Below are 11,858 nucleotides of genomic sequence, written 5' to 3'. Positions count from 1 at the left end.
GTCTACACGGAAAGCATCTTTCTTTTTCTAGCTATTGGTTGCCCAATTTTCTATCAGCCTTCTCGCGTAGGGAGTCAATTTTGGCAGCCTTATCCTCACCAAGCTTCTCCTTGGCTAAATCGGCTGCTTTATCGAGAGCCGCATCACTGAACTTTTCACCTTGATCGCTGTTGAGAAGTTGCTTAGCTTTGTCTGCTAAGGACATATTGAATCCTTTCTGGTTTGCCTACAGTGTCTTCCACCAATGTAGAGGATTATCTGTGCCAGTGCCGACAGGGCTGGCGAAAAGAAGGCAAGCCGGTGATCTTGTTGTTTAAAAAAACCTTGTCCTCCTCTCATAAGAAAACAATGAGATCGCCCAAATTACCCCGCCGTTGCAGCGGCCCAGGCTGTAGCCGAGCCCTGCAGTGGGTTAAGTGAATACTTAGGAAAATTAACCACTACGATTGACCTCTATTTATGTGGATTTATATGGGTACTCTGCCCCGTGCGGCATGGGCTTTTACTCGGCATTAGCTTTGATTCGGCCCTGTACTCACCAAGGACTCTCAGACTTCGCTCTTAGCCGCACCTCGTCAGAGGCTAACCATTTAAATCGAAGATCACTATAACCCTCCCGTCGCCCACGGCGCTCAGTACTCGTGAGCACCTCACCTCGGGGTTCGGGGGTCACTTATCACCACGGTCCATCTCATGCCTACCTATAATGGCTGAAGTACATCTATCTTGAACACACTGGGGTTGAGTGCTACTGGTGTGAGTCACTCGCACGAGCAGCGACCAACTGATCAAGACTAGACGCCACCACACGACGCGGATCACGACAACCAAAGAAAAAATGGCTGAAAAAAACGATCGACTATAAATCTCAGCCCAATTGTGGTGGGTAGCTCACCTTGACGGTGGAGCTGCCCACTATTTTATCCGAACACCCTTTTAAGGCGGGATAGTGACACAGAGCAAGGAAGTCGCTTGTGCGACTTCCTTGCCCGAACTAAACCCGTGGACTAGCACCACGCACAGCGACTAATAAGGGTAAATAGACATCGGAATCGTATATGCATCTTTTGCAGTACCGCCGCGCATAAGCTGGCTAAGCTTTGCGATATGGGTGCCGACCTCATCCGGAGCGGGACTTTCAAACGAAAATGAATGCACGAGAAGCTCTTCGGCACCGTCGAGCGGCTGAGTCACAATACGCAGATTCTCTCCGTCGCTCGTTGCAGATACAGGGCGACGATCTGCACCAATAAGAGGTTCAGTTTCTCTAATTTCCTGATGCACAAGATCGACTTCCAGGAGCGTTCTTCGATGCGAAAAGTATGACACACTTCCTTCTTCGTAGCGAGAAGACCTATGTACACCTGGTCCTGGTAGCTCCTTGAGTTTTCCTTCATGTTTCAAGGTTTGTTTCTTGCTTAGACCATCGACTGAAAAAACATCCGCACTACTAAATTCGTCAGGAAATGAAATATAGGAGTTTTCTTCCCCGCACCCAAGAACGGAAAAAATCCTGAGGCAACTATTCCAGTAGGCCCGTCGAAACGAGACTCAGACAGTAATCCATCAACTCCCATACGCACAAGCGTTAATCCGCTGCCATCATCTTCATCGCGTTCTATCCAGACAGCTGTTTTATCAGTACAAGCCCTCAATGCGATCGGCCTCATATCACGAGTTACCACATTTGTAGTGTCCTCAGTAGCAAGCACGATGCGGCTAGCGTACGGACTACCACTCTTACTTACATTAAAAACAAACACTGCTGTTTCGTTGTCTGCTGAACCAGCAGAAGTCGTTTGGGTCGGTAATCCTAAACCTTCAATTGGTCTCTCAGATTGCTTGTGAAAATGCGAATCAAAGACAACCATTTGATCCATATCTGGTGCCATATACCCTTCACCAAGCCTCTCTATCGAAGGGTTATACACCGAAGCAAGTTCAGAAAGAGAATCCACTTCGTCAGCGTTTGATCCAAAAACGTAGTTATGGTTGTTTGCGGAAGGAGCCACAGAAACAGCTCTAGCGATACCACCCCATTCCCAAGAAACAAGAGCTTTTGATTGCTGTGGGGTCCCCTGCGCACATGAAGAAACAACAAATGCGCTCGCTCCCAAAGCCCAAACCGTTAGAAGCTTTCGAAATAGCATTCTGGGCAATGTTGACTTCCGATCAGTATTCGTAGGTATTATGCGACTTCAAAATGTCAGAAGGCATAACAGCTGGCTATAAGGTTCATAGGGATGCTCTTCGCCGATATCAAGACCACCACCAGAAGCTTTCTTATATGCAGCCCATACCAGTTGTGCGCAATTGTATGTATCTTGCTCTAACGCCCCAATACGAGTTGCGAGAGACTTCTTGTTATAGCCTTTTCCTTCCTGGGCCTGCTTCTTAGCAAAGGCTACGGCACCTGCTCGAGTGGCGTCATCGGTTTTAACGTGCAAGAGTCTCGGAGCGCATACACCTTCTTGAATGCTCCCTAAAAGCCTCTGGACGCCTCGCTCAGGATTAACGGCTTCCACCGTCTCAATTTCTTCCATTGTGGCCCCCTCTTTAACGAAGATGCCACTGTGGCCATGATTTTAAGTATAAGTAGTAGCCACAGAATAAAATACGTCTCCGGCAAGAGTATTCGAGTTTCCAGGTGGAATATAACTGCAACCCGCAGCTTCATTATCGCTGTTCGATTGCAAAACAGGAGCTTCAACTAGCGCTGCGAGCAGATTGGATTGATTAAATTCAAGCGACTTAAGAGAATTCGCTAAAGGATTTTCAAATCCTATTTTGCTATCAATACCGTGATCTGCAAAGTCTTTCATTAGCACATCAAATATCTCTTGCGCCCCTTGACCATCTAAGCCAAAAGACTTGGCCAAACTAGAGATAGTTTCATTAAAGGATGCTATTTCGCCTCGCTCAAAGCGTTGACGCACATGCCACTCTCCAATGTTTTCCTGCGGTGCTACAGGATAATATCCATAGCGGCTTCTTTCGTATTCAACTTTAGCCCACTTAGACAAGATCGGTTCATAAACAGCCTGCGCTCCTGTCTTCGGTGTCCAGTAGATCATCCCATGTTCGAAGACATTGAAGCGTCCTATTCCATCTGGAGTGATGAGTTCATCGGCGAAGTAGCAGGTATCGCTGCTATCCATACCAACTCTCCAAACGATGATGTTGCTTTCATTAAAGTAGGCACAGGAATCCACGCAGATACCTTTATCCTTGCTAATGAGCCGTTAACCATTGGGGATCAAGCCGTACTTACCGGGTACGCGCAGCGCCAAGACTATGCCTCCTCAGCTAAGACAGTCATTTCTAAAAAAGTTGACTCCCTGGATTTCGGGAACGCTACATACACAGCTGTTTTCAAAGGGACATCCGCAACTGCTTCACGTTCCTGTGGCGGAGACTCAGGAGCCCCCATCTACAAGGACAATACCCTCTACGCAGTGCATATTGCCGGCGGATTCAACCCCGAATGCAACGATGGAAAAGACCGCCCCATGTGGCATACCCACGTTGTGCCACGAGTTTCCTGGATTAAAGAAACAGTCCACAACAATTCAAGTTTCACGGACCAGGAAAAAATCCAAGGCGAACATCGGCCTAAAGCATGCAGCCACCGTTTGCCCAGATGCAAGCAAGCCCCAAGTTCCACACGAAGGTGGATTATCAAGTACACCCCCATCTAGCTCTTTTAAACTATCAAGCACGTAATCTTCTTACTCTCACTGCCTAGCGCCAGGGGAACCGTCTATTGCTTACGGCATGTTCCACCCCTTGGCTAAATAAGACCAGCCTCCCTTAGAGCGTTCAAATGACGATTAGCTTGCTGCCGAGTAATGCCTAGTTCCTGGCCTACGGTTCGTCCTGACGGAAGCTTCCTGTCTGGGTTCAGACATCCATCGCTGTTGCTAGCACCCGCCCTCGGGTTCCTTTTCCCTGGCTCTGGCGAGGTGCATTGGCAGCTTGGAGCTTCTTACGCGCTGCTTTCGTATCTTCTCCATTAGGATCGTTTTCCCAGCACTCTGCGGCTTTCTTACAGCCTTTGTGTCTCATGGTGGCGAGTGCTTTGCGTTCGCTGCTGGTGGCTTTCTCGCTAGCGCTGTGGCCTTGATAATCCGGGCTTGAGGACGTGGTGACGTATCCACGCACACGCCTGGCAATGGTTAGACGATCTGACACTGGTGGCTTGTCCCCGGGCCGCCCGGCTCCGCCGTGGGATTGTGCCATCTTGTAGGCGTGCTCGGATGCTCTCACACCGGTGTGCGCACTCTGCCCGAAAGAGATTTCCTGGACCTGCGCTAGTTCTCGCGAGACATATCAGCATAGTTTGCAAACAGAATCTCTTGGCGCTGCCGCTCGTTGGTGAGCTTGCGCGGAACTCCCATCGCTTTATCGAGTTCCCGATCTAGATCATCGTGAGCTCTAACAAGGGCATGGTCCATTGCTAACGGGTCGTAGTGGTCAACGCGCGAGTGATCGAGGTGAAGCTCGCGCGCGGCCAAACCAAGGTAGGAGTTCAGGCTATCCTCAGGTGACTCTCTAGCGTGCTTCTTCGCTCCCCTCTATCACCGCCTGATGATGATTATTGGTCGACCTAACGACCCATGATCTGACATTTCCTAAAAATGTTGAAGACAATTTGGATCGTATGTAACCTAGATCACGAATCTCCCCTCTCTAAGGATTGGAAACACTATGAGACCTCGATCAAAATCCCTGGCTTAACTAGCTTCCGTCGCTATCCTTTTCTCTGGTCAGGGTCAAGCCGTCGCTGCCGAAAAAGACGATCCTTTAACCCTTCAGGAGTTCCAATAACAGACCGATGCAGAGACATCAGTCACTCCGGAGGTTCTGGATCAAGCTTTTGAGGAGCTGATCAACTCGGATGTTCCCCGAACTGTAAATGACGACTCCCCCGTAACCTTCGACCTCGAGCACATGGATCTAACGTTGAAGGATTCACATGCCATCACCCCCTACGCAAGTGGAGGGAATGAAGAAGGGGGCTTTTGGGTAGAGTTCACCCCTCTTGAGAAGGACCTGATCATTAGAGGATCGGGGTTTGCCCTAGGGGCCGCCATCTGCGCCATTCCCGGTGTCGGGTGAGCTACCTGCACCGTCGTTAGAGCTATCATCACCGGGGCAACAGTGGTTCTCAGCCACCACAATATGTGCAATAATCGCATAAAGATCAATTACACAAGGGCCGGAGCGGTTCGTAACAGCGAGTGTACTTAACGATCAAGTGCGAAAGATGACTCATGAACAGGCATAAAATATCGCCCAATGCGATTGTCGTTGCACTATTTGGGCTGGCAATCTCAGGTTATGTCGCCATTTCAAACAGGTCGATCCTCGGATTTGCCATCCTCATACTGCTCGCCATAGTTGCGGCAGTACTGGTCAATCACGTCAAAAACAGTCATCAGGAATAACCGGCGAGTAAAGTCGTCTGCCGGACGCCAACCTGGCATAACGTTTTATCACCGTTTATTTCTGCATTGTTTGGCTAGGCTTCGCACGCTCTCCGACCCTCTCGGATTCCCTGCCCCCGCTCTCCCTAGCTCTACTGCTCGGCGCATGGCGTCGACTCTGATCCTCGAAACTGCCACACACCATATGCACTCCAAGAGCCTTGGGGTGCGCGCACTGACCGCCGTGCCCAAACCAGCGCTACAACTGACCCCGCGCGAGAGGAAAACCGGTGAAACATTTTCACCCCGCGCGATACCTAAGCCATTCCCGAGAACGTCTTAAACTGCCCCAAACTCGCGGCTACAACTACGGCGTTCGTGGCACTTTTGCGCGTTCTGCCCGAGCTTCCCTACGTCCGCCGAAAGCGCGCGCCGCTTTCTTCTTCAAACGCGCCCCTGTGCACGCATAACGAAAAGTGCGCGCCCTCTTTCTCCAAAGCGTGCACTTAACGCTACAACCGGTGCTACAACCAGTGCTCCAAGAACCCGGCAGACTCGCCACAAAGCTTGCTACAACCCCCCCGCTCCAACAAAGCTAAATGAGTTCCGGGTCGTTGCTTGTGAAGCTGGTTAAGTATCTCTGCTCCGAAGTTCTTTCGAGATGTGATTAACTTCTTTTTGAAGATTAATCAGCATTTGCGCCCCTTTAAAAGCAAGCGAAATTATAAGAACAGGAACTAAAGGAGTAGCCCCAATGACGAGGATTTCCATTTTTTCTTCCTTCGACGCTTGGGCTGTTAAACAGCAACCTGGGTTCCAGAATTTTAGCCTCTCTGTAGTATGACTTGAAGCACATACTAATGAGAAGTCTCCCTGCTGCCCAGGGGGTGAGAGAAACTCTCTTCAACCACCCGCCCCGACACAACCAACCACCACCCAAGCACTCACCAAACAATCCCCTCTAGGTAAGTACTTTCCCTAGGGAAAACACACCCCTACTACTAAAGGTTTTCTAATCGAAGATAGTAACCAACCGGCTACCGCCCGGGGGAAGCGTATATTGCTTACGGCGGGTTGCACTTTTAGCCAATCAATCCGGCAGCCCTAAGTTCGCGTAAATGAGCGCTTGTCGTCTTGCAAGTGATGCCTAATTCACGGCCAATAGCCGCGCCTGAAAGCACTTTGCCGGTCTGGGCTAGCTCGGCAGCATAGACGGCTAAGACTCTCGCGCGGGTTTCGTTGCCCGCCAGTTTCTAACGCTTGTTGGCTGCTGCGAGTTTCTGGCGTTCTTTCTTCGCGTAGTCACTGTTGGGGTCTTGCCAGCGCTTGGCTGCGGTCTGCCTGCCCTCCATTGGCGGAAGTTAAGGCGAAGCCCCGCGGTAGCTTAACCATGAAAAAGCGCAGCGTAGCTACTAAATGGGACCTCTTGGCGTTGCTTCTCGCTCGTGAGTTTGCGAGGCGCTCCCATCGCTTTATCAACCTCACGGTCAATGCGTCATGCACCTTCACCAACTCAAGCGACATCGCTAGCGGAGTGTGATGATTAGCCAAGGAACGCTCCGGGTACAACTCCCGGGCAGCTAAAACTTTCTTGCCCGCGTTGATAATCCGCTCCCTTGTTGCCTCATCCAAATCAGGCACGGGGAAGGTATTCCACGTAAGCGTGTTGAAAAGCGTAGTCGCGATTCCAACCGACCCCCTACGGTTCTTTGCCACGTGATGAACATGGAAGAAGAAATTAAAGCGAACGGTAGTCCGTCTTCATCAGGTGCCCGGAACACAGCGTCTGATGGAACGACTGTTTCGTCATACCGTGCAACGGTAAAAAGTTGCGTGTCTCACTTACACCCTTGGAATACACAAAAAATGGTTCTTGAGGTTGCCTGCGTTCAGTGAACAGGTGCGGCACCTGGGATAGCTCCCGTGTAGAAGGTTCTTACTTCTCGCACTGAAGTCCGCTACGTGGTGGGCCATTTGGTATATAGATTTGCCATAGCTTAAAGCTAGAAAACGACACCCAAATATCTCATCTGGAACAAAAAGCGTGGATTTCGGCACAAGCAGCCCGAGCGACCCCCCGGGAGGAGTAGGCACCTACATAACGCCGCATAACCCGCTATTTTCGGGCCGATCTATACACGCTTCTTGTCCCTTAGCCCGCGGCGGGGAAATTTAATTTATTAACGCATAAAGTGCAAATTAGGATTGCTTTTGCTAACCTAAGTGTGGGAGATGGCCCTAAAGTAGGGTTTATACCCCAAGGTACCTGAGGGTAAAAAAGTAAGTTGCAGGCTAGTCTATTTTCTTTAAGAAGTAAATATGCAAATATAGAAAGGTTTAGCTTTTGAAAGCATCATTTAAACGGGGCTTATTAATATCTGTCACTGCAGGACTGCTCGGTGGCGGAGCCAACTATCTAATGGAAGGCGACGTTGCCAAATCCATAGCTGTGGTTGGGATAGGTTTCGCACTCGGCCTGATAATTATGCTGCTCTTTTCTATCGGAGGTGGGCCTAAGGATGTCTGATAAAGACATCGGTATATCGAGGTTAGTGTAGAACCCTGGCTTCACATGCAGACGCCAGGGTAACGAATTGGTGCTTTCCTATCTGCGCCAGGTTCAAGTCATTTCCACGCCTGAAGATAGTGACGTTCTGGATATATTGGAAACCTCAGGAGCGTTCAAGTGCAATTTTTTCGATCTGCGAGAATTTATGAATTAACCTAGTTATGGATAACTTGATAGGGGAAAAAGTGTTTACAGTGGCTGCGGAGATGATTGGGAAACGATACCGGGATACAACGGTTCTTGATGACATCACCTTCACTATCTCCAGTGGTGATATCTTGGGAGTCCTGGGCCCGAATGGTGCCGGGAAATCTACTCTCATTAGACTGATTAGTGGTTTAGAGGAGCCTACTTGCGGTGACATTAGGGTTCTAGGTCAACGGCCAACAGCTCGCGTAAGTAAACAAGCTCTGGGTCTAGTGCCGCAAGAAACAAAGCTGCCGGATTCTTTGAGCGCTCTTGAAATGGCGCAGTTCGTCTCATCGCAGTTTCCTGGCAGTCCCACAGATACTGATTTTTGCTTGAAGCACCTGGAAAGTTGGGACATCGGGCAATTCGCAAAAAAGCAGTTGCGTAGCCTCTCTGGTGGCCAAAAGCACCGCGTCAGTGTGGCCTTGGCTTACCTTGGAGATCCGAAATTGGTTCTCCTGGATGAGCCGACCACTGGATTAGACACCGAAGCCCGCCGATTAATGTGGGATAAAATTCAACGGCAGTCTCAGCGTGGTGTTGCGACCTTGCTAACTTCACACTATTTAGATGAGGTGGATTTGCTTGCTGATCATATTCTTCTCCTAGATAAGGGACGAAGCAAAGGTTACATGACTAAAGCTGAGTTTCTGCGAGTGTCACAAGCAACCGTTGTTGAATGCACAGTGGATAACCCCGAAGTAGTGCAAAGCCTGCCTAGCGTTGGCAGTTGCGAGCTTTCTCAAGGCGCGGACTCCCCTTCCATGAGCGCAGGGGACGGCAACGGCAGGCGCCTGAAGTTTACCGTTAGCAATATCAATGCTTTTGTTAAAGAGCTAGTTGCCAGCGGAGTTAATTTCACAGAACTCCGAGCTAACCCCATGTCGTTGGAAGAAGCTATGGAGACACGATTGCGTGAACAGGTAACCACCAATTTTGAGGAGCTGCGATAATGACTAATGCGTTAAGGGTTTTTTCTGGTCATCTCAAAGTTGTGGTTTTGGAAACATTTCGGGATTTGATGGCTCTGACTGGAAATATTGTCATTCCGCTGTTGTGTTTTGTGTTCTTTGTTCTTCCGAACTCACAAGTTGTAGAGGATGCCCATCTTGCGACTGAATCGACGCTGCAGCTGGTCGTGATGATTTCAATGTCAACCTGTTTGTTTGGGTTTAGTACTTCGATTGCCCAGGATAGGCAGACTGGGTTTGCTAACTATCTACGGACTTTGCCTTACGGCCTCTTCCCCCGCTATATCGCCCATATCGTCACAGTTAGCCTCATGATGGTGGTGGGTATAGCTCTGCTCTTGGGCTGCGCTCTGGTTACTACCGAATTCGAACTGACACGGCATTTTGTGGCTGCGACCGGCGGCCTGGTGGCATCGACAGTGATGTTCGGTTTGCTCGGCAGCTTCATGGGGAGGATCTTGACTACGAAATCCGTTGTTACTGTTGCCCAGTTACTCTTTTTAACATTGGCTTTTGCTGGCGGAATCTTGGTTTCGCCTTCCTACATGCCGGAGCGATTGAATGATTTAAGCTTGTTGCTACCTTCACGGGCCGCGCGAGATCTCATTGTTGATCTTGGGCTAGGAAATAACCTAGCTACGGCGACCTTGATCGGGTTTGGGGCGTGGACCGCAGGCTTTGCTCTGCTAAACACCTTAGCAGTTAGGCGAAAACTCTCTTGAGTGGTTTCCAATTTCCGCTAACTAGCTTTGGCGCAAACCGGGTTCATGACTATTTTCTTCCCCCCGTTACGCTCAATTATGCGCATCCCTAATTGGGAGTCCTCCTCAAAATCTTTTGGATGCCGGCTGTCAGTTTGGGCAATTATCTCATGTTTTGAAGTCGTTGGAAGACCAGGGATGGGGGAAACCGACTATACGGGTATTGACATAGACACCCATGCCTAGAATTTTGCGAGAAATCAATTTTCTCTTCGGAATTCAGGCCATAGTTTCTTCAACAATATATCGCCGAATATAATCGACAATTTCATGAATGGTTTGATTGTATTGTTTGTAGCCTAACATTATCTCTAGTTGATTATCCACGGAACGCTTTATCTATTTTCCCGAACTATCTAGTTCCGGGCGGTAGAGTTATTATAGTTGATTTCTCGCTCAAACGTTCTTTACGTACGAGTTCTTCAAATAAGCCTGCAATCTTTCCCATGGGAGTGAAAGACTATGTAATTGGTCAGAGGGGCTTGGGGCTAAGGCTTGTTGAAATTAAGGAAATTACAAAAAAATTATCGTGCGAGACCGGCCTGACTGCGGAATGGGATTACTTCTTGGACGATGGCTCGATGGTCGTTCCATTGTTGGAAGAATCAGTAGGAGAAACGCTGACTAATATTGATTGCCCTGGCAGTGTGTATATTTATGTCCTTAACCTATGTAAGCCGCCGTAGATGCTAGAAAATTGCGGTGATTAGCGGTGGCTGGTTTGGTACTTAAGGTAATTCATACGTTATGTGCATTCTATTGGCCGGATGTTATGCGTAAAAATAACGTCGTTACTTCTTGGGCATACTACGGTGCGCCAACGGTCATCATTGCTCTTCCGGCCGTACCCGGTTATTTACGCGCTGTCATCAAGGACATTACTGGTTCGTATCGAAGAGCCATTCTCTATCCTAGGCTGGCTGCAACCGCTGGAGTGGGGTTTCACTACTTGAAACTATGTGTCGGGCGTTACATGTGGAGACCACCTACCAGACTGTTGATTAGGCCCTGCATAGAGTGCCACGATACCTGTGTTGTCCGCTAGACTTTATCTACCATGTCTAGATCCGATGATCCACTCCAGCCGCTGATTAAAGATCCTTATGCTCAGGTGACAACGCCTATCCCTTCGATCTCACAGCGACATCTCCCCCGTTTTCGCGGCCAGTCTCATCGCAAGAATATGTCCCAAGCGTTTATTACAGGCGCCACCCTTTATCACGATATCCGCCCGTCCTATCCCATTGAAGTTCTCGACCTCATTGGCAAGGCAGATAAAGTCCTCGACGTAGGGGCCGGAACAGGAAAATTCACCGAGCTTTTAGCTCAAGACTCTAGATTCCAGCAGATTTATGCGCTCGAACCCAGCGCCGATATGGCACGTAGTTTTACTCGCGCCCTACCCCAGATTCCAATTCTCAGGGCGAACGCAGAGGAGATACCGTGTACCGAGGGCTCTTTCGACCTTATAACTGTTGCTCAAGCATGGCATTGGATGGATAATGAGCGGGCTAGTAAAGAACTCGCACGGATCTCGACGATTGATGCCTCAGTTCTTTTGGTGTGGAATACACTCGATGTCGATATCCCGTGGGTGCATCGGCTCAGCCGCATTATGCACTCAGGCGATACGCTCAAGCGCGGCTTCGTCCCCCAGGTCGCTCCGCCTTGGCTCATTGTCGAGGACTACCGCGGTTCTTGGGATCAGATCATCTACCCTCCACAACTCCTAGAGTTAGCCCAGACCCGCTCCTACTGGCTGCGGGCTCGTGACAAGGATCGCGAACGCCTCACAAAAAATTTGACGTGGTATCTCTTCGAAAAACTTGAATTAGATCCTGCCCGTCCGCTCGCGCTGCCCTATAGGGTTGATGCTTTCCTTTTGCAGAAAGCCCGCTGAGATGAGCAGAAGATAGAAGAATGCTGTGATCCAGAAATCTCT

General features: G+C 49.5%; 12 protein-coding genes. 4 read left to right on the top strand and 8 right to left on the bottom strand.

The window, feature by feature from the left end; all coding sequences use genetic code 11:
* Positions 1-31: 31 nt before the first annotated feature.
* The 5 genes from N7326_RS00165 to N7326_RS00145 all read right to left on the bottom strand — a co-directional run bounded on the left by N7326_RS00165 (position 32) and on the right by N7326_RS00145 (position 3,074).
* A complete protein-coding gene (locus N7326_RS00165) occupies positions 32-205 on the bottom strand; it encodes an Rv0909 family putative TA system antitoxin (protein WP_259077020.1) in 174 nt (57 codons plus the stop codon).
* 821 nt (positions 206-1,026) lie between these two features.
* A complete protein-coding gene (locus tag N7326_RS00160; protein ID WP_259077022.1) occupies positions 1,027-1,329 on the bottom strand; it encodes a hypothetical protein in 303 nt (100 codons plus the stop codon).
* Positions 1,330-1,418: 89 nt separating this feature from the next.
* On the bottom strand, positions 1,419-2,150 hold the full coding sequence (locus N7326_RS00155; RefSeq protein ID WP_259077024.1) for a hypothetical protein: 732 nt from the start codon (positions 2,148-2,150) through the stop codon (positions 1,419-1,421).
* 48 nt (positions 2,151-2,198) lie between these two features.
* Positions 2,199-2,543, bottom strand: coding sequence for a hypothetical protein (locus tag N7326_RS00150; RefSeq protein ID WP_259077026.1), 345 nt, complete (start codon positions 2,541-2,543; stop codon positions 2,199-2,201).
* A 42-nt stretch (positions 2,544-2,585) separates the two neighbouring features.
* Positions 2,586-3,074, bottom strand: coding sequence for an LGFP repeat-containing protein (locus N7326_RS00145; RefSeq protein ID WP_259077028.1), 489 nt, complete (start codon positions 3,072-3,074; stop codon positions 2,586-2,588).
* A gap of 3 nt (positions 3,075-3,077) precedes the next feature.
* On the opposite strand from N7326_RS00145, the gene N7326_RS00140 reads away from it, so the two are divergent.
* Positions 3,078-3,698 (top strand): S1 family peptidase, encoded by a 621-nt coding sequence (locus N7326_RS00140; RefSeq protein ID WP_263087991.1) that lies wholly within the window; start codon positions 3,078-3,080, stop codon positions 3,696-3,698.
* 202 nt (positions 3,699-3,900) lie between these two features.
* Here N7326_RS00140 and N7326_RS00135 read toward each other — a convergent pair whose 3' ends face one another.
* The 3 genes from N7326_RS00135 to N7326_RS09380 form a co-directional block, all read right to left on the bottom strand.
* Positions 3,901-4,266 (bottom strand): hypothetical protein, encoded by a 366-nt coding sequence (locus N7326_RS00135; protein WP_259289196.1) that lies wholly within the window; start codon positions 4,264-4,266, stop codon positions 3,901-3,903.
* A 44-nt stretch (positions 4,267-4,310) separates the two neighbouring features.
* Positions 4,311-4,514 (bottom strand): type IIL restriction-modification enzyme MmeI, encoded by a 204-nt coding sequence (locus N7326_RS00130; RefSeq protein ID WP_259077034.1) that lies wholly within the window; start codon positions 4,512-4,514, stop codon positions 4,311-4,313.
* A gap of 2,492 nt (positions 4,515-7,006) precedes the next feature.
* Positions 7,007-7,207 (bottom strand): type IIL restriction-modification enzyme MmeI, encoded by a 201-nt coding sequence (locus tag N7326_RS09380; RefSeq protein ID WP_310470196.1) that lies wholly within the window; start codon positions 7,205-7,207, stop codon positions 7,007-7,009.
* 949 nt (positions 7,208-8,156) lie between these two features.
* Here N7326_RS09380 and N7326_RS00125 point away from each other — a divergent pair.
* From N7326_RS00125 to N7326_RS00115, 3 genes are all read left to right on the top strand, one after another.
* Positions 8,157-9,137: an ABC transporter ATP-binding protein gene (locus N7326_RS00125; protein WP_259289195.1), complete on the top strand. Its 981-nt coding sequence runs from the start codon at positions 8,157-8,159 to the stop codon at positions 9,135-9,137.
* A complete protein-coding gene (locus tag N7326_RS00120) occupies positions 9,137-9,877 on the top strand; it encodes an ABC transporter permease (protein ID WP_259289194.1) in 741 nt (246 codons plus the stop codon). Before N7326_RS00125 ends, N7326_RS00120 begins: the two co-directional genes overlap by 1 nt.
* A gap of 1,096 nt (positions 9,878-10,973) precedes the next feature.
* Positions 10,974-11,816: a class I SAM-dependent methyltransferase gene (locus tag N7326_RS00115; protein WP_263087990.1), complete on the top strand. Its 843-nt coding sequence runs from the start codon at positions 10,974-10,976 to the stop codon at positions 11,814-11,816.
* Positions 11,817-11,858 lie beyond the last annotated feature (42 nt).

Origin of the sequence: Corynebacterium sp. ES2794-CONJ1, assembly GCF_025660615.1 — a bacterium.
GTDB lineage: Bacteria > Actinomycetota > Actinomycetes > Mycobacteriales > Mycobacteriaceae > Corynebacterium.
The sequence above is the reverse complement of the archived record's forward strand: the minus strand, read 5'-3'. Positions and strand labels throughout refer to the sequence as shown.

Bases quoted from the DNA above. Each gene is read 5' to 3' on its own strand.
- N7326_RS00165 (WP_259077020.1), bottom strand. From the start codon at position 205: ATGTCCTTAGCAGACAAAGCTAAGCAACTTCTCAACAGCGATCAAGGT.
- N7326_RS00155 (WP_259077024.1), bottom strand. From the start codon at position 2,150: ATGCTATTTCGAAAGCTTCTAACGGTTTGGGCTTTGGGAGCGAGCGCA.
- N7326_RS00150 (WP_259077026.1), bottom strand. From the start codon at position 2,543: ATGGAAGAAATTGAGACGGTGGAAGCCGTTAATCCTGAGCGAGGCGTC.
- N7326_RS00145 (WP_259077028.1), bottom strand. From the start codon at position 3,074: ATGATCTACTGGACACCGAAGACAGGAGCGCAGGCTGTTTATGAACCG.
- N7326_RS00140 (WP_263087991.1), top strand. From the start codon at position 3,078: ATGTTCGAAGACATTGAAGCGTCCTATTCCATCTGGAGTGATGAGTTC.
- N7326_RS00125 (WP_259289195.1), top strand. From the start codon at position 8,157: ATGGATAACTTGATAGGGGAAAAAGTGTTTACAGTGGCTGCGGAGATG.
- N7326_RS00120 (WP_259289194.1), top strand. From the start codon at position 9,137: ATGACTAATGCGTTAAGGGTTTTTTCTGGTCATCTCAAAGTTGTGGTT.
- N7326_RS00115 (WP_263087990.1), top strand. From the start codon at position 10,974: ATGTCTAGATCCGATGATCCACTCCAGCCGCTGATTAAAGATCCTTAT.